Here is a 14995-nt window from a genome sequence, read left to right as displayed (position 1 = left end):
AGAGACAGGGCCTTTAGCAATCGGTTACGGAAAACTGCTTGCGATAGGGTTCTCGTCATCGGTTTGTCCGAAACTCGCCGGCAGCGCACAATATTGCCGCTTGTTCCGGAATCGTAGCGTGTCTTCGGAGTACGCTTGAAAAACGTCTAGCACACCGGGTCGCATCCATCCCTGACGTAGCCTACCTCACTATGCAGTCACCCTTGGCAATTCCCCTATCCTCGTTGTGTAGCGTGGCGACCGCATGTCGAACTTCGTCGCCCATTGCTGCCGGATGCCAGCAGCTGCAGGAGCAATGGTCCCGCGGCCGAACCTTCCGTTCACGGCATCGATCACACCCATCAGCCTGTCGGACTGCTCGCGGTCCCGGCGATCGAAAAGCGGCCTCGGTACAGTGCCGGCGCGAATGAGGTCGTCCATGATGATGCCAGCCTTCGCGTACCGGTATCCTTCCCGATAGATCGCCTTGGCGCCCCGCTGGGCGGCTCGGATGAGATCAAGGGTATCGTTTGACGCTTCCGGCAAATGCACCGTCGTCGAGGCGGAATAGCGTGGGTCCCGTGGATTGAACTCGGACGTATGCATGAAGACCGACAGGTGCGAGGCTTCCAGGCCATGGCGGCGCAGCTTCTCGCCGGCTCTGGTCGCATAGGCCGACACGGCCTCCAGGATGCCCGCCAGCGTCGTCACGGGCCTGCCGAAGGATCTCGTCACCGCGCAGCCTTTCCGCTGTGGGGCGACGTGCTCTAGCGCCAGGCACTGCACTCCCCGCAGTTCCAACACGGTCCTCTCACCGACGACAGACAGGAGCCGGCGGGCCAGGGTGAGGTCGAGGTCCCGCAACTGGGAGACCTTCTCGACGCCGATGCCGATCAGCTTCCGCTCCGAGGCTGGGCCGATCCCCCACACCTCGCCGACATCGACCTTCGACATCCATGTCGATCGGGACGCCTCGTCCGTCAGGTCGCACACGCCACCGAGCTCGAGGTTCTTCTTGGCAATGTGGTTCGCAAGCTTCGCCAGCGTCTTCGTCGGGCCGAGGCCGACACAGGTGGGGGCGCCAGTCCATTTCAGCACCGTCGATCGGAGGTCGCGGCCGTATTCGACGAGATCCCGCCGGGTGAAGCCGGTGAGGTCGAGGAAGCTCTCGTCGATCGAGTAGATTTCGACGTCGGGCGCCCATGCCCGGTAGATCGAGTTCATCCTCGCCGACATGTCGCCATACAGCGTGTAGTTCGATGAGAAGACGGCCACGCCCTCGTCCCGGCAAAGGTCGCGGATCTTGAAGAAGGGCCCTCCCATGCGGATGCCCAGGGCTTTCGCCTCGACGGTTCTCGCAACGGCGCACCCATCGTTGTTGGACAGGACGATGACGGGACGGGTGGCCAGCTTCGGATCGAAGACGCGTTCGCAGGAGCAGTAGAAGCTGTTGCCGTCGATCAGGGCGAGGACGCGGCCGGTCATTTGCGAGACACCGGCTTGCGAAGCCAATGGACGTTGCAGCGGGCCACGCCCCAGATCTCCACGTCGGCGATTTCCGGTAGATCAAACGCCGGCATGTCGCTGTTCTCGAAAGAGAGGCGCGGGCGGGCGCCATCGAGGTGGAGGCGCTTCAGGCTGCGCTCGCCGTGCACGATGACAACCACCACGTCGCCATGCCGTGGTGTCAGGCTGCGGTCCACGACGAGCAGATCGCCGTCATAGATCCCGGCATCGCGCATCGAATGGCCGTCGACCTTCCAGAGGAATGTAGCCGGCGGGTTCCGGACGATCAGGCGGGTGAGATCTATGCCCTCGTCGATGAAGTCGTCCGCAGGCGACGGAAACCCGGCGCAAAGGCCGTAGCTGAAGATCGGGATTATGATCTCAGCTTCAATTCGCACCCGCGCCAGCATTCCTATTTCCCTCTCGAAACGTCACCCGAAAGGAACGGATAGGGAACATAATCACAGGTTCGGTCAACGGGTGGCGGTTTGCCGCGGCTGATTTTCGGCTTCCGCGGCCTGCTCTTCGCTAGTGGGTTCGGAACCTTCACGACGTCGCTCCGCGAGACTCCTGGCCGAGCACTTGGTCCTGAGCATGTGCCGGCACGTCGACCCTCGAACGTTAGGAAGCCAGGGCATCGGTAAGCAAGTCTTGTAGGCAGAAGATTTGTACGATATTGCACTAATGTAATGCAGGGATCGCTTACAAGATGGTCGACGTGACTGGGTTAGACGACGCGCTTGTTGATGCCGGTGTTGGCGCAAGGATAAGGGAGCGCCGCAGAGCTCTTGGCATGAGCCAGACAACGCTCGCCGAAAAAATCGGCGTAACATTCCAGCAGGTTCAAAAATCTGAAAAAGGGGCAAACCGCGTAAGCGCAAGTAAGCTTCACCAGATCTCTGTGATCCTTAATATAGAACTCGTAGGCCTTTTCCTTAATTAGAGCGGAACGACAAACTCAGCGGGTTTTTGCTCGGAAAACGAAATCGTGTCGTTCGTCCGGACCCCGGAGGGGCAGCGTCTAAACCAAGCATTTGCAAATATCTCAGATGAGCAAATAAAAAGTCGCTTAATCGATCTCGTTAAAACGATCGCGGCATAAGCGCCGCTTCAGCCTGCAATTTTATACGATCCCCAGCGGAAACCGCCTGGGTCCTGTCTATCCCATCCACCTTCCCGACAGAACTGCACGGCAACCTGGGCTAGGGTGTAGGCGGCGAACTCCCCTTTTGTGATAGGCCCGCGGTTTATGTGCTGCTTGGCGGGTCTCCCCCGTCACTCTTCTGCTCCGGGCAACAATCTCCAACGCGCCTTCCGGCAGTGGCCTCTGCAGCGCTTTTGCCTCGGACAAGTCCGCTCGCATCCACACGTCCAGTTCCTCGGCCGTAGTGAGGATTGCGGGCATTGCTTTGGGGTGAACGGCGCCGACAGTCGGGTTAGGCTCGGTGGTGAGGAAGCCGAAGCAGTCGACCGTAACCTCGCCTTCCCGCGCCTTCCTGACAGACGTCCAGGTCGTCCAGATGCCGGCGAAGGCCATAAGCGGCCGATCGACTCCGGCGGCGAACCAGACGGGCTCCTTGGCCGCGGCATCCCACTCACTGAAGGACGTGAAGGGCACCAGGCATCGGTTTACTGGGCCGAGCCAGCGCGTCCAGTGCTTCGACGCAGTGTTCCTGATGTTGGTGGTGCCGGCGTCCGGCTCGGCCTTCAGCAAGGCGGGGAAGTCGTATGGTTTGCCCTTCGCCTCGAGCTTATCAGCACGCTTCTTCGTCGCCTGGAACAGCGCCTGGGACGAGCTCGGCATTCCCCACCGAACCATCGACAATTCGCGCTCGCCATCGACGGTGCGGACGATCGGTGCCGGGTAGTCGGGAAAGATGCCAGGCATAGGCGGCATGTTGCCCGCTCGATCCCGCATCGCCCGCGTGAACTCAAGAATGGCGCTCTGGCCCTTGGTGATGCTGTAGAGATTGCACATTGCAAGGCATTTGGAGGCCTATGGCAGCAAGGGAAGCCCTCTGGTTTCAGGCTGAAGGCAGCGGCCTTATTCCGCACGTGAACTTCTTCAGCCTGTATTTTGGATGGGTAGAAATCCATTCCGCGGCGACGGCCTGTCCGAACATGGTGCAGCTCATCAACGAACCGTCGAAGGGTACACGCTCAGGGCGACAGGCATCGGGGGAGGTATGCAGGCAAACGAAAAGTGTAAGGGCAATCACCGAGCGCTCCATATCCCCGATCTCGCGCAGCAGGCTGCCATGGATATTGCGGCGCACAATCACCCGATTGGGTGACAGATTGCAGAAAAGGAAGCGGACAGTGATGGCGAAGCCGATTATCGGAACGCCCGCATTCGGAATGTCGCGGGTTCAGGCGGCGCACCACATCGGCATCGGCGTATCGCTGTTCGACAGCCTAGTGGCCCAAGGGAAAGTGCCGCCACCGCGCAAGATCGGCACCCGCTTGATCTGGCTTCGGCATGAGGTCGAGGACGCGATCGAAAGCCTGCCCTACGCCAATGACCCCAACGAGCGTCGCCCTGTCGGAAACACGTTAGATGCCGCAATAGCCCGTCGAAACAGGGACAATGCCAAATGACAGAATGTGGTCATTTGGCTTTGGCGATTTGGCTTCGATAAGGATGATTTTCGAAGCTAATTCCTTCTTGGAGGGCACACGGTCAGGACGCATTCCTTTGATAGGAGTTCTGAAGCGGTCGGTGTGCCCGATCATCCGAAGGGATCATTATGAACGACAACGCGGACCAGAAATGGCGTTGCAATGGCACCCCTAGAGGCGAGCGTGCTCGTGCAGTTCTCCACTACACAGCCCTTGCCATGGAAGCGAAAGCCTGGCGCACGCTTGTCGACATGGAAGCCGATGCCTCTGCGGCTCCCGGCAAGCTACAGTCACGCTTGATCGGTGATAGTCGATCACCAGCCTGAGGCATTTTGGGTCCGTTCCGTCGCCTCGCTGTAGCAGGTGCCCATCCAGGCGGCGCTATCCTCACAGGGCAGCGCCGCCGACGATGGCACCCGAAAACTAGACCTGGCGCTTGGCCTTCTGCTCTCGGATCACCGTGTCCGCGTGCGCTTCGTCACGGCAGAAGATCGATGGCTGAAGCTGGCCGCTTAGGTTGATCTTAACCAGCCAATCCCCGCGGGGATCCTGGTGCTTGGTGAAGCTGTCTTCGACCGTTGTCTTGAAGTTCATGTCATCCCCCGTTTTGGAAATCATGTCATGGGCGGACGGTCGTGGAAATGTGGCGCAGCGGATGAGGCCGCCGCCGTGCTTCGGTAGGCATATTCCCTAGCTGCAAGGCTCACCAGCGCCGACGACATAGCGAAGAATGCTAGGGCTCCTATGCCTTCTTGGCGCTACTGCTTGGCCGGGGATACGACCATATTCTGGATGTCGAATGAACGAACCGAACGGCTTCCACCGATGAAAAGCCGCCGCCATCTAAAGGATAGTCCCATGAGCATTTCCCGCCGCTTCAACACCTGGCGCCAAGTCCGCAACACGGCCGCCGAGTTGAACAGTCTTTCGCAGCGCGAACTTGCTGACCTCGGCATCTCTCGCTTCGACATTCCGGAGCTCGCCCGTCAGTCGGCGCGCTAACGAATTCAAAGTTTCGCGGCGGTCGTTCCTCCCAGACCCGACGCGGATAGACCAAGCGGTTCCTCCCACCGCAGCGGTCACAGCATGACGCCCTCACCGGTCCTCCCCCGGTGAGGGCGTTTTCGTATCCGGGCACTACTAACCGTCAGGCTGCTGCGTTGGGTTTTGCGGACGTCAAGCTAATGGCGACCAGATCGTCGGCCTCCGGCATTAGGATGCCATTACGATCGGCATATGCGGTCAGAGCCCATCTGGCTGTCTCGGTATCGACTTCCTTGCGCAAGGCCGCGAGGCAAGCGTTCACCGCGCCAGAATAGCCAGCGCCGCGAAGGTGCCGGGGCGTGTCCAGCAGGAAAGAATGCGCCTGCGAAACACTCTTGAGAGCGAGCGGAAAGTTGAGGCCGGCGAACACCCAGACCGGTTGATTGAAGACATTATGCTCCATGCCTTTCTCCCAGGGATTCCGAACTAAAACGGCATCCTTCATGCCGTAGCTTGAAATTTTGGGAGCAGGATTTTGCATTTCAAGAAGGCTGGTGGCACCCAGGCTCGGTGGTGACCGTAACCAGGGTGCCTTCCAAATCCGAACGCATTAGCAGAACGGTCTCGGAGCGTGCCCTAAGCATTCCAAACCTAGGGTGCGAAGATCAAGCTATCAGCCTTAGCCTGGTTCCAAATATGCGTAGGATCGCTTTCGGACCGGAACGCCATCTCTGTTACACGCTTCCTCTATGGGCACCTGTTTCTTGGGAGAGAACAATGAAAAAGCTCGTCGCAATTGCACTTGTGGCAGCGTTTGCCGCGCACGGTCCCGCTTCGGCCGCCTGCACGCCTGCATCCCCGGATGCGGTTACGAGCAAGGCGCCGAAGGATGCCGCGAGTGACCCTAAGGCTGCAGCTGATGCAAAAGGCATTGCAGAAGATGGGCAGCACGTTCCGATGGAAACCGACCCCAACGCACCCGGGGTCACCAAATCCGAAGGCGGTACGACGACCAACATAGTGCAAGCTGAGTCAGAGATTGCCGCGGCTGGCACCAAGGCGGGCGGTACAGCCGAGGGGGATACCCGCACCACCGAGACGCAGAGCACGGTTTGTCCGCAGTAAGGCAGTCCCCGATCTAAGACGGTCGTAGGTGTAAAAAAGTCCCGCTGATAGATCGAGCGGGACTCTTCCATGCCCTGCGATATTTCCAAGGCGCCCGGGAGCGTTTTCCTCCCGGGCTTGCTTTAGCTAGCCTTGGGACTCTGCTGGATCTGGGTCGTTGCCCAACTTGATGTCTTGAGCGGCGGCGTCCACTGAGCCCCGATCTGAGCCGACTTTCTCAATGAGCTGCTTGGCATCCTCGACCGAAATATTGTGTTTCGCAGCCAGATCCTGAACGTCAAAGTCCTGAATCTGCGTTGTTGCGTTGTTATCGCTCATAGTTTGCTCTCCGACCGTTGATGAATGGGAACGCGCAGACCGGGCAAAGGTGCCAGAGATCAGGGCTTCGACCCGCTAACGTCGAACACGACGGCTGGGGTACTGGTAAGAGGATCTTCCACCGGTCGCCTAACCCTTATTGTCGACTAACAAGTCCACCGGCACGTCCAGGACGTCTGAGAGAACCGCCAACTCGAGGTTGTGTGGCGTCAACCCCTCCTCAATTGCAGCGAGGCGCTCATCTGTCATACCAGCGTCGGCGGCGACATCATGTTGAGATAGGCCGGACGATTGGCGAAAAGCTTTTACCGCAGTCGTGCCGCCCTCGATTGCGTCGACGACAGGATCGGGGATCTCGAAATCAGTTTCGCTCATCGCATCCTCCTCGTCCGCGTTCGTCTGTGGAGCGGCTTGGTGGAGAGCGATGACGTTGGACTTCCGTTCCATGACCGCGTCGAGAAGGATTCTCCAATCCGGCAAGGGCAACGAGGCGACCTTCTGGTTCTATGCCGGGCAATTGCGCTGGCGCTCACGCCTCAACGCCGCCCCGGATCAGGACCCAACGGGTGAGCCGGCGCTGTTCTCGTCGTTGCTCGAGATGACCCGACCCGGAGTGAACGGCTGGGCTTTCGGTAACATTCCCGAGCTTCAGCGCACGATCGATTCCGTCCTCGATTGGGACGCTCGCTACCCAGACCCTTCCCTCGACTTGACCGTCCATGCCTCGGTGGGAAAGGGTCTGGCGGATCTGCGCGATCAGATCGGGCGCGAGGCCGACTCCATCTGGAGCGAGCGCTCTGCACGCGGCTTGGCCAACCGGTGAGCGATGCTGTCGTTGCGCCGGACCTCTTCGTCGTTATCGGTTGGGCCTACGGCTTGCCGGAAGGCGCTGTGGCGCTGTCGACTTTACAGGCCGGCATTCCCGTTCATTCCAGCGCTTGGCATGTTGCCGGTATCGCATCGCACTGGATGGTGGCGCTGGGAGGTGCCGACCTCCGCGTTCCCGCGGACCTCGCCCCGATGGCGCTGGAGATCTTGACCGAGGACGATGCGCCGTACGCATGTCGTGACGCAATCGTTCGATGCCTTTGCATAGCGCTTCTCTTCCTCCTCACTGCCGTTCCCCTGCCAGCCCGGGGTCTTTTCATGCGAGCGGCTCCGGCCGTGTCGAGATGGGAAACGGCGTTCACACGAAGCGAAGGATGACCAATGCGAACCCTCGTCCTTGCATCCGCGGCGCTGATGGCTGTCCTCTCATCGGCCGTCGCAGAGAGCACGACGGAAAGAGACCGATTGCGTACGGGACTGGAAGGCTCTTTGCGCGGTTGCGAGCGGTGGATCCTCGACCCTTCGAGCTGGATGGATGATCCCGCACCGTTCCTTGCCGCCATCGACCTCGACGGACGCGTGTCGGAAACCGATGCCCTCCCGGAGCAGTTTCTCCCGCCAAAAGGTTTGCGGCAGGGCAATCGATACTGGCGCATCGGAGCTGGTGGACAGAACGGCTATGCGCTCGTCGTCTCCGTCGACCTGCCCATGTGCCACATTACGGGCGGGGGAAGCGAAGACCTCCAGCCGGCGGCCGAGGCCGTTGTCGGATCTTCGGACTTCGCGGCCCATTGGCAGTCGCTTGAGGAAGAACGACGGGACGGGATCGTGTCGACGCTGCTCCGGTCACGCAAAGAACCCAAGCTGACGCTTCTCCTCAGCCGAGCAGATACGCCGGGCGCACGGCGGGACCGTCCGCAGGTGGTCGTGACGGCAACCTATGAACTGGGTCGCTGAGGTTCGGTCCGAACCGACTGTTCCTGCGTCAAGTCCAGTAGAGGATGCGACAGCCGGGCAACTCGGATGCGAGCCTGTCCTCGAAGAAGCGTCTGAGGCTTGTCATGGTGGATGTGTCGTAGACCTGCTTCACGGCACCAAAGCGCGTTCTCTTCTCGCGTCGCCCGGCTTCGCTCATGTCGAGGTCGGAGCCGGGGTACCAGCTCTCGAGAACGCTCTTCGAACCCGGTGAGAAGCGATGGGTGATCAGCTCCACCGTCAGATCCGCGGTTGCGGCAACCTCGCCGAGCACGGCGGCGACACTTGAGATCAGGCCGCCATAGGCGGCCTGCCAGCCGTCGGCAGCGACGATGGGTGCGATGGTCAGCCCGATCGGGTAGCCCGCATCCGCCATGCGCCGAAGCGCCTGCAGCCGTTCGCCGACGGGATCGGTGCCGCCTTCGAAACGGGCGAACTCGCCCGGGTTCAAGGAGGCGCGCATGCGTGTGCGCCCACGGTGGTCGAGGCCTAGAAGTGGCTCAACGGCTGCGAACTTCGTCGTGAACCTAAGCTGGACATCGGCCTCCCAACTTCCGAACCTGCCGATCAGGGACGAAAGCGAGCCCGTAAGATGCTCTATGGCGAGTGGGTCCGTATAGCAGGAGGCCTCAAAGGTCGTTCCCTCGCCGGAGCGCGCGGCACTTTTGGAAGTCACGGCGCCCTGGCCGAGATAACTCGGTAGCACGCCGATGATCTCGTCGAGATTGGCGTACACCCGGGTGATCGGAGGACCCTTTAGCGAGCCAGCCAGATAGCAGTAGCTGCAGTGAGCCGGGCACCCTTCGGCCAAATCGACCCGCCAGTCGGCGCTGGGCGCGATCGGCTGAAGCCTCAACTTGGACGGTGGCGCGACCACAACGGCAAGCGTGGACTTTGCCTGAGCGTAATAGCCACGTGCTCCAGTATCGCGCTCGAGGGGCAGTCGGTCGGATGGCAGGCGCTCAACGGCGATACCAAGCGCTTCGGCCCGCTCGACGATCGCTCGACCGTGGATCCTTTCCAGCGCCGACGGTGCGATGAGGACACGCTTGGGGCGCCAGAGACGAGAGGGCCGGACGGAAAGCGGGAGTTCAGGAGACATGCCAAACAACGCGAAGGGTGCGGAGACGTTCACCCGGTGCAGCACTGACGCGGCCTGCGGAGATCGTGATGTCTGCACCTCTGGGTTCGTATAAGGAGACGTCGGCGAGTTGAGAGATGCCAGCCATCCGGGGCGGGGACTCGTTAGCCTTCAAGCTTGCGGTTGCTTGTCCTATTTCTTTTCGCGATCGTCCTCATCCGGGTGATCGGCGAAGCGTCCGACTTCCAGATCGTCGTCGATGTCGGCGTCCATCTCAAAGCGGAGCAACCAACAGCCATTTTCCGCAGCCTTGCGAGCAGCACCGATAAACTCGGCGGACAGTCCGTGCTCGCACAGCTTCGTCACCTGCTCCTCACGCGTGGAAGCATCGATAAGCGGGGCGGTCGATACGATGTAACCGAAATCATACGACATGGAGGCGACCGGGAGGTCGCCGGCATCCAGGATCGGTAGATCGGCATCCCGAAGATGCGCGGACGAGATGTCCATAAAATTCAGGATCGTCATGTCGATCTCCGGTGCCGATCCCTGAGCGTCACCCGCATTTTAAGTGTTTGCAAGGGAATTGGAGCGAGCCGTCGTTGCACGAGGCGAAAGGCGGCTCGGCTTGTCTGACAGGCTCGCTGACTTGTTAGGTGGATCGTCTGCAGGGTTCATCTCATTCCCAGAAGCAGCTCGTTAAAGTAGGCAAGGTCGGGTGTTTCCGACGCAAGCTCGAGCGCACGGAAGTCAAAGAAGAGGTCGCGGAGGTCGATTGCTTCGCCACGGCTTGGCAGCCTACAAAGGGGTCAATCCTACCAAACGGTATGAACACATGTCTCTTCTGCCACCTCTGCCCGCTGCCGCCGAAGCCTATCGCTTGGCTCTACCTCCGGGACGTTTCGTCGCCTTCCCCCTGCACCAGCTCGACCGCACCGACGTGAAAGTCTGGAAGGTAGCCTTGTTCCTCGACGAGGCCGATGCGATGCCCGGCAACCTGCCTTCGGGCTACGGCTACGGATTCGACGACGACACAGCGCTGATCGGTGCGTTCGCCGAGATCGCGGAGGCGATCCTGCCCACGCTGCGGTTGATGAAGGAACGCAAGTGGACAGGTTCCTACCGCGATCTGTCGAGTGAGCGAGGTCCGACGGGGATTGTCGACCCACTCGAGCTCTGTCTGCCGGCCGGCAGCCCAGTCGGACACGACACACCGCTCGCCTGGATCGAAGCCCACAGACGATCGACGGGAGAACCCGTTCTGGTTCCAATGGACGTCGCAGCGACCGACTACTTCGAGCTGCCGTCCGGCTACCAACCTTTTACGCCTCTGATCACGAACGGTCTTGGTGCCGGACCTGATCTCGATTGGGCTATTGGGCACGGCATTCTCGAACTGGCCCAGCGGGACGGAAACGGGTTGGGATTCAGGGCGCTGGACGCCGGAGTGGTGCTCGACATCGAGCCGTCGGATCTCGACGGGCCGACACGTGAACTAATGCGGCGGCTCGACGCGGACGGGATCGAGGTTATCGCGAAGTTCGCGAGCGACGAGTTCGGTCTCGCAAACGTATACGTCGTTGGCCATGATCGGCCGGGGTTCGGTCCGCGCACGCCCATCATGCTGTCGGCTTGCGGCGAGGCTTGCGATCCGGACCGGGCCGTTGCTCTCCGCAAGGCGCTGTTGGAGTTCTGCTCGGCACGGGTTCGCAAGAGCTATGCACACGGTGCCATGAGCGAACCGCGCAGCGTGGCTCCAGAGGGTTTCATTGAAGATTTTCTCAAACAGGCCATGCCAAGCCTCGTCGATGGTGAAAGCCGAGCCTTCACCACGATGCGCGACTGGTCGACCCGCGACGCTGCCGATATTCTATCGACGCTGCAGCCGTCCGTCTTTAGCAGACGCTCGGTTAAGCGCTTCTCTGAGCTGCCCTCGACGCCATTGCCGACGACCCGCGAGCGGGGGCGCTTCGCCGCCGAGTCGCTAGAGGCGGCAGGGTTCGACGTGCTGGTCGTTGATGGATCGCCTGCCGACGGAAGCGTCGGTGTCGCCAAGGTTATCGTCCCCGGTCTCGAAGTCGAGACCATGAGCTACTACCGGATCGGAGAACGCAACACGCGTCGTCTCATCGAACGAGGGAGCGAACTGATCAGGTTCGGAACGCCTTCCGAAACCCTTCTCCCCGTCCGCCTGACCCCCGCAGCCCTCGAGCGTGTCGGCGGGCGCCAACCTTTGCTGGATACCGCAGCGGTCGATCGTGCCGTCGGACCGCTCTACCCACTCTATCGCGAACCCGAGGCTTTGCATGTCGCATGGAGCCTGGAAACAGCAGCGGAAGTTTCAGCCGAACTTACCTGACGAACTCTTCATCGCACTTCCGTAGAAACGCTGGAGCATCAGAAACAGGACGATCACAGGGGCGATCGTGACGAGGATCATCGCCTGCTGCAGCGATTGTTCGGCTTCCGTATCGAAGGCGCCCCGCACCATGTAGATGCCGATCGGCGCCGTCTGCAAATGCGGTGCGCTCTGCGTGACAGTCAGCGTCCAAGCGACCTCGTTCCAGTGGTACACGAAGACGAAGAGTGCCAGCGTCATCGCGGCAGGACGCACGATGGGCAGGACGATGGACCATAGGATCCGCAGTTCTCCCGCGCCGTCCATCCGGGCGGCGTCGATCAGTTCGGAAGGCACACTAACCATGAACTGCCGCATCAGGAAAACACCGTACCAGGATACCGAGAATGGCAGGATCAATGCTGCATAGCCGCCCAGCAGCCCCGTGCCACCGTTTCCGAGAAGATCATTGCCCCCCACTAGTGGCCAGTACCGCAGAATGAAGACGAGCGGAATCAAGAGGAGAAAAAAGGGAAACAACTGCGCCATGATGACAAACCGCAGCATGATGTCCCGACCCCGGAACGTGAACTTTGCGAGTGCGTAGCCGGCGGTGACGCTGGTTGCCACCTGCAGGATGGTGATGGAAACGGTGACGACGACGCTGTTGAAGATCCAGAGGGCCAGCGGATAGCGCTCGAACACGGTGGCGAAGTTCTGCCAGACCGGGGTCTCGGGCCAATAGGTCGGTGGGCGCATCAGACGCTCCGCTGGCGTACGAAGCGCACCCAGCATCAGGTCGATGAAGGGAAACACCATGACGATGGCGCCAAGGCTGAGAACGACGGTCGCCGCCCAGCCCCATCGTCCAGGCCGTCGACGGGTTATGCTGGCACGTGGGCCACTTGCTTCCGGCATTGTGGCGTCGTGGCCGGACGTCTTTCCCTCGTCCACTACCGTTACCATGCCTCCAGCCCGCCCCGTCGGGAAACTCGCAGTTGGAGGAGTGCAATCAGGAATACGACGACCAGCAGGATGTAGGCGCCTGCGGAGGCCATGCCAAGCCGAAGGTCCGCAAATGCCATGTTGTAAAGATGGAGTGCGGCGACCTGGGTGCTGTTCACGGGCCCTCCCCCGGTCATGACTAGCATCAGGGCGAAGTAGCCGATCCCCTTGATCATGTTGCTGAGGACGATCAACAGGATCGTCGGCTTCAGGAGGGGTAGCGTGATGTACCAGAGCACGCGCAACGGCCCGGCCCCATCCATCGCCGCAGCCTCCTCGCAACGCTCATCGATGCCATCGAGCCCCGCTGCCAGCAACATCATGTCCTGGCCGACGTGGAACCATACAAAAACCAGAACCAGCGCAGTCATGGCGAAGGCCGGATCGAACAGCCATGCCGGCCCGACAATGCCGAAGAACGACAGTGCCCGGTTCACGAGCCCATAGGGGTCTGCCAGCAGGAACTGCCAGATGTATGCTACCGCAACCACGTTAGTGACCATCGGAAGCCAAAACGTCGTGCGCCATAGATTCTTCACCCGGCTGCCGCGGAACGCTAACGCAAACAGCAAGGCCAAGGGGACACCTACTGCGATCGTGGCCCCTACGAAGACGCCAGTGTTGCGCAGACCGAGGTAGAACAGCGGATCTCTGGTCAGTAGATATCGGTAGTTCGCCAAACCGACGAAACGTGGCGGCGCCAGCGAATTCCAGGTCGTAAAGCTGAGACCCAGCGACAATACCAGAGGCAGGACGAAGAAAATGGTCCCCAGCACCAACGTCGGTGCCAGGAATAGGTAGGGTGTCGACCTGTTGCGCGTGGTCATTCCAGAGCGCAATACCGAACGGACGCCGCGGATCGTGCTCTCACTGCGGCAGGGCCAGAAGGTCGGTAATCTCGCGGTCGGCTTTGGCGAGCGCGTCGGCCGCCGTCATGCGGCCGAGCCATGCTTCTTCGATAGCGGTACGCAGGACCCGGTCCATCTCCGCTGTCTGTGCGATGTTGGGATCGCTAACGGCCCGTCCCGATCGCAGCGCGTTAACGAAGGGCGCGCTGAAGGCGTCGCCGAATTCCGCTTCCGATGCGGCAAGATCGGCTTTGTTCGCGGTCAGGCTGCCTAGCGCGACCAACATGTCGCCTACACAGGATCGCTTGCCTGCGGCTGATGGCTCGTTCAGCCAACGAAGCAAGGCCCAAGCCTCGTCCGGATAAGGGCTGTTGGCGTCGACAGCCTGGTAGAACGAGTACTGGTAGGTCTTCCAATCCGGCCCACCGGGGATCGGCGCGACGCCGACCGTCTCGTCCAGCTTGTCGCCCAGCCCCTCGCGCATAAGCTGCTTCATCCAGTTTGCGCCGATGATCATTCCGATCCGTCCGGCTGGAAAATCGCGAATCTGATGGGATGCACTGGTCAGTCCATCGCGAAACAGTTTTGCCTCACCGTCGAGTACCTCGATCGCGGCCTGCTTCGTCAAGTTGGTTCCCGCTAGGTCGTCGGTAAGAATGCCTTCTCCCTTGGAGAACAGAAGGGTTCGGAACGGATGGGCTGCGTTGGCGACACTCGGCCCGAACGCGAAGCCGGCGACCTCGACGCGTCCGGCGTCGTCGCGCTTGGCTATCTTCGACGCTGCTGACAACACGCCAGGCCAATCAGTCGGCGGTTCAGCGATGCCTGCTGCGGCGAACAGCTTCTTGTTGTAGATCAGCATGTAGGTCGCGACCTCGGCCGGAATGCCCCACAACTTCTCGTCGACCATGGCGGACTGGACGGTGCTCGCTTCGAAGTTCGCCGAAATAAAGTCAGAGATCGCCTGAGGCGGTTCCGCCAGAATGACGTTATCGACCAGCCGCTTTCCCCAGATCGAATAGACGTTGTAGATGTCTGGACTGGCACCGGAGATCCGCGACGTCATCACATTCTGCATAAAGTCGGCGATGGGAGTCTGGCGGTAGTCGATGCGGATGCCGGAATGCTCTGCCTCGTATCGGCGGAAACACGCCGTAAGCGGCGCCATCTCCTGGTCCGTATAATGCGCGGCGAACGTCAGCGTCGTCGTCTCCTGTGCAGAAGCTCCCACTGTCGCCATCATCATTGCAGCTACCATGACGATCGAGCGGTTTTGGAGTCTCGTCATGCCGTCACCTTTGGTTGGTCGCCAGATCCGTGCCGTCAAGTTCAACGCGGAACTGCGTCTAACATCAGCAAAGATCATGAATGTTTTCGCCCGTGGCATCC

18 protein-coding genes and 1 pseudogene are annotated in these 14995 nt (G+C 60.7%); 7 read left to right on the top strand and 12 right to left on the bottom strand.

Annotated elements, in window-relative coordinates; all coding sequences use genetic code 11:
• Positions 1-189: 189 nt before the first annotated feature.
• Positions 190-1464 carry a Y-family DNA polymerase gene (locus ACZL02_RS16985; protein ID WP_472939425.1) on the bottom strand — a complete coding sequence of 425 codons (1275 nt, stop codon included), beginning with the start codon at positions 1462-1464 and terminating at the stop codon, positions 190-192.
• Positions 1461-1895: a LexA family protein gene (locus ACZL02_RS16980; protein WP_472939424.1), complete on the bottom strand. Its 435-nt coding sequence runs from the start codon at positions 1893-1895 to the stop codon at positions 1461-1463. The genes ACZL02_RS16985 and ACZL02_RS16980 overlap by 4 nt, the downstream gene beginning before the upstream one ends.
• 299 nt (positions 1896-2194) lie before the next feature.
• Between ACZL02_RS16980 and ACZL02_RS16975 the strand changes: the two are divergent.
• A pseudogene (locus ACZL02_RS16975) lies at positions 2195-2587 on the top strand (helix-turn-helix domain-containing protein).
• A gap of 57 nt (positions 2588-2644) precedes the next feature.
• Here ACZL02_RS16975 and ACZL02_RS16970 read toward each other — a convergent pair.
• Positions 2645-3463: an SOS response-associated peptidase gene (locus ACZL02_RS16970; protein ID WP_472939423.1), complete on the bottom strand. Its 819-nt coding sequence runs from the start codon at positions 3461-3463 to the stop codon at positions 2645-2647.
• 344 nt (positions 3464-3807) lie between these two features.
• Here ACZL02_RS16970 and ACZL02_RS16965 point away from each other — a divergent pair, with 344 nt between their 5' ends.
• Entirely contained in the window at positions 3808-4083 is a 276-nt protein-coding gene (locus ACZL02_RS16965; RefSeq protein ID WP_472939421.1) for a helix-turn-helix transcriptional regulator, read from the top strand.
• A gap of 444 nt (positions 4084-4527) precedes the next feature.
• Here ACZL02_RS16965 and ACZL02_RS16960 read toward each other — a convergent pair whose 3' ends face one another.
• A complete protein-coding gene (locus tag ACZL02_RS16960) occupies positions 4528-4698 on the bottom strand; it encodes a hypothetical protein (RefSeq protein ID WP_472939420.1) in 171 nt (56 codons plus the stop codon).
• A gap of 264 nt (positions 4699-4962) precedes the next feature.
• Between ACZL02_RS16960 and ACZL02_RS16955 the strand changes: the two genes are divergently transcribed.
• Positions 4963-5106 carry a DUF1127 domain-containing protein gene (locus ACZL02_RS16955; protein WP_472939419.1) on the top strand — a complete coding sequence of 48 codons (144 nt, stop codon included), beginning with the start codon at positions 4963-4965 and terminating at the stop codon, positions 5104-5106.
• 145 nt (positions 5107-5251) lie between these two features.
• On the opposite strand, the gene ACZL02_RS16950 is transcribed toward ACZL02_RS16955, so the two are convergent.
• Complete coding sequence (locus ACZL02_RS16950) at positions 5252-5551, bottom strand: DUF982 domain-containing protein (protein ID WP_472939418.1); 300 nt, start codon at positions 5549-5551, stop codon at positions 5252-5254.
• A 314-nt stretch (positions 5552-5865) separates the two neighbouring features.
• Between ACZL02_RS16950 and ACZL02_RS16945 the strand changes: the two genes are divergently transcribed.
• Positions 5866-6213: a hypothetical protein gene (locus ACZL02_RS16945; RefSeq protein ID WP_472939417.1), complete on the top strand. Its 348-nt coding sequence runs from the start codon at positions 5866-5868 to the stop codon at positions 6211-6213.
• Positions 6214-6339: 126 nt separating this feature from the next.
• Here ACZL02_RS16945 and ACZL02_RS16940 read toward each other — a convergent pair whose 3' ends face one another.
• Together ACZL02_RS16940 and ACZL02_RS16935 are read right to left on the bottom strand one after the other, a co-directional pair.
• Entirely contained in the window at positions 6340-6531 is a 192-nt protein-coding gene (locus ACZL02_RS16940; RefSeq protein WP_472939416.1) for a hypothetical protein, read from the bottom strand.
• A 129-nt stretch (positions 6532-6660) separates the two neighbouring features.
• A complete protein-coding gene (locus ACZL02_RS16935; RefSeq protein ID WP_472939415.1) occupies positions 6661-6906 on the bottom strand; it encodes a helix-turn-helix domain-containing protein in 246 nt (81 codons plus the stop codon).
• Between the two features lie 49 nt (positions 6907-6955).
• Between ACZL02_RS16935 and ACZL02_RS16930 the strand changes: the two genes are divergently transcribed.
• Positions 6956-7354, top strand: a complete 399-nt coding sequence (locus ACZL02_RS16930; protein WP_472939414.1) for a hypothetical protein — start codon at positions 6956-6958, stop codon at positions 7352-7354.
• Positions 7355-7740: 386 nt separating this feature from the next.
• Positions 7741-8316 carry a hypothetical protein gene (locus ACZL02_RS16925; RefSeq protein ID WP_472939413.1) on the top strand — a complete coding sequence of 192 codons (576 nt, stop codon included), beginning with the start codon at positions 7741-7743 and terminating at the stop codon, positions 8314-8316.
• A 28-nt stretch (positions 8317-8344) separates the two neighbouring features.
• On the opposite strand, the gene ACZL02_RS16920 is transcribed toward ACZL02_RS16925, so the two are convergent.
• Both ACZL02_RS16920 and ACZL02_RS16915 read right to left on the bottom strand, forming a co-directional pair.
• Positions 8345-9436 (bottom strand): SPL family radical SAM protein, encoded by a 1092-nt coding sequence (locus ACZL02_RS16920; RefSeq protein WP_472939613.1) that lies wholly within the window; start codon positions 9434-9436, stop codon positions 8345-8347.
• Positions 9437-9607: 171 nt separating this feature from the next.
• Positions 9608-9943 carry a DUF5983 family protein gene (locus ACZL02_RS16915; RefSeq protein ID WP_472939412.1) on the bottom strand — a complete coding sequence of 112 codons (336 nt, stop codon included), beginning with the start codon at positions 9941-9943 and terminating at the stop codon, positions 9608-9610.
• Positions 9944-10250: 307 nt separating this feature from the next.
• Between ACZL02_RS16915 and ACZL02_RS16910 the strand changes: the two genes are divergently transcribed.
• Positions 10251-11774, top strand: a complete 1524-nt coding sequence (locus tag ACZL02_RS16910) for a YcaO-like family protein (RefSeq protein WP_472939411.1) — start codon at positions 10251-10253, stop codon at positions 11772-11774.
• On the opposite strand, the gene ACZL02_RS16905 is transcribed toward ACZL02_RS16910, so the two are convergent.
• From ACZL02_RS16905 to ACZL02_RS16895, 3 genes are read right to left on the bottom strand one after another with little or no spacing between them, the layout of a single operon-like run.
• A complete protein-coding gene (locus ACZL02_RS16905; RefSeq protein WP_472939410.1) occupies positions 11757-12719 on the bottom strand; it encodes a carbohydrate ABC transporter permease in 963 nt (320 codons plus the stop codon). The genes ACZL02_RS16910 and ACZL02_RS16905 overlap by 18 nt on opposite strands.
• Positions 12713-13585 carry a carbohydrate ABC transporter permease gene (locus ACZL02_RS16900; protein WP_472939409.1) on the bottom strand — a complete coding sequence of 291 codons (873 nt, stop codon included), beginning with the start codon at positions 13583-13585 and terminating at the stop codon, positions 12713-12715. The genes ACZL02_RS16905 and ACZL02_RS16900 overlap by 7 nt, the downstream gene beginning before the upstream one ends.
• 40 nt (positions 13586-13625) lie before the next feature.
• Positions 13626-14894: an extracellular solute-binding protein gene (locus ACZL02_RS16895; protein ID WP_472939408.1), complete on the bottom strand. Its 1269-nt coding sequence runs from the start codon at positions 14892-14894 to the stop codon at positions 13626-13628.
• Positions 14895-14995: the final 101 nt, after the last annotated feature.

It is taken from the genome of Mesocryomonas fontinalis (genome assembly GCF_055730125.2).
Note: the sequence above shows the minus strand (reverse complement) of the source record. Positions and strands in the feature narration are given on the sequence as shown.

Bases quoted from the DNA above. Each gene is read 5' to 3' on its own strand.
- ACZL02_RS16945 (WP_472939417.1), top strand. From the start codon at position 5,866: ATGAAAAAGCTCGTCGCAATTGCACTTGTGGCAGCGTTTGCCGCGCAC.
- ACZL02_RS16910 (WP_472939411.1), top strand. From the start codon at position 10,251: ATGTCTCTTCTGCCACCTCTGCCCGCTGCCGCCGAAGCCTATCGCTTG.
- ACZL02_RS16965 (WP_472939421.1), top strand. From the start codon at position 3,808: ATGGCGAAGCCGATTATCGGAACGCCCGCATTCGGAATGTCGCGGGTT.
- ACZL02_RS16925 (WP_472939413.1), top strand. From the start codon at position 7,741: ATGCGAACCCTCGTCCTTGCATCCGCGGCGCTGATGGCTGTCCTCTCA.
- ACZL02_RS16900 (WP_472939409.1), bottom strand. From the start codon at position 13,585: ATGACCACGCGCAACAGGTCGACACCCTACCTATTCCTGGCACCGACG.
- ACZL02_RS16960 (WP_472939420.1), bottom strand. From the start codon at position 4,698: ATGAACTTCAAGACAACGGTCGAAGACAGCTTCACCAAGCACCAGGAT.
- ACZL02_RS16895 (WP_472939408.1), bottom strand. From the start codon at position 14,894: ATGACGAGACTCCAAAACCGCTCGATCGTCATGGTAGCTGCAATGATG.
- ACZL02_RS16950 (WP_472939418.1), bottom strand. From the start codon at position 5,551: ATGGAGCATAATGTCTTCAATCAACCGGTCTGGGTGTTCGCCGGCCTC.
- ACZL02_RS16980 (WP_472939424.1), bottom strand. From the start codon at position 1,895: ATGCTGGCGCGGGTGCGAATTGAAGCTGAGATCATAATCCCGATCTTC.
- ACZL02_RS16915 (WP_472939412.1), bottom strand. From the start codon at position 9,943: ATGACGATCCTGAATTTTATGGACATCTCGTCCGCGCATCTTCGGGAT.
- ACZL02_RS16955 (WP_472939419.1), top strand. From the start codon at position 4,963: ATGAGCATTTCCCGCCGCTTCAACACCTGGCGCCAAGTCCGCAACACG.
- ACZL02_RS16970 (WP_472939423.1), bottom strand. From the start codon at position 3,463: ATGTGCAATCTCTACAGCATCACCAAGGGCCAGAGCGCCATTCTTGAG.
- ACZL02_RS16930 (WP_472939414.1), top strand. From the start codon at position 6,956: ATGACGTTGGACTTCCGTTCCATGACCGCGTCGAGAAGGATTCTCCAA.
- ACZL02_RS16935 (WP_472939415.1), bottom strand. From the start codon at position 6,906: ATGAGCGAAACTGATTTCGAGATCCCCGATCCTGTCGTCGACGCAATC.
- ACZL02_RS16920 (WP_472939613.1), bottom strand. From the start codon at position 9,436: ATGTCTCCTGAACTCCCGCTTTCCGTCCGGCCCTCTCGTCTCTGGCGC.
- ACZL02_RS16905 (WP_472939410.1), bottom strand. From the start codon at position 12,719: ATGGTAACGGTAGTGGACGAGGGAAAGACGTCCGGCCACGACGCCACA.
- ACZL02_RS16940 (WP_472939416.1), bottom strand. From the start codon at position 6,531: ATGAGCGATAACAACGCAACAACGCAGATTCAGGACTTTGACGTTCAG.
- ACZL02_RS16985 (WP_472939425.1), bottom strand. From the start codon at position 1,464: ATGACCGGCCGCGTCCTCGCCCTGATCGACGGCAACAGCTTCTACTGC.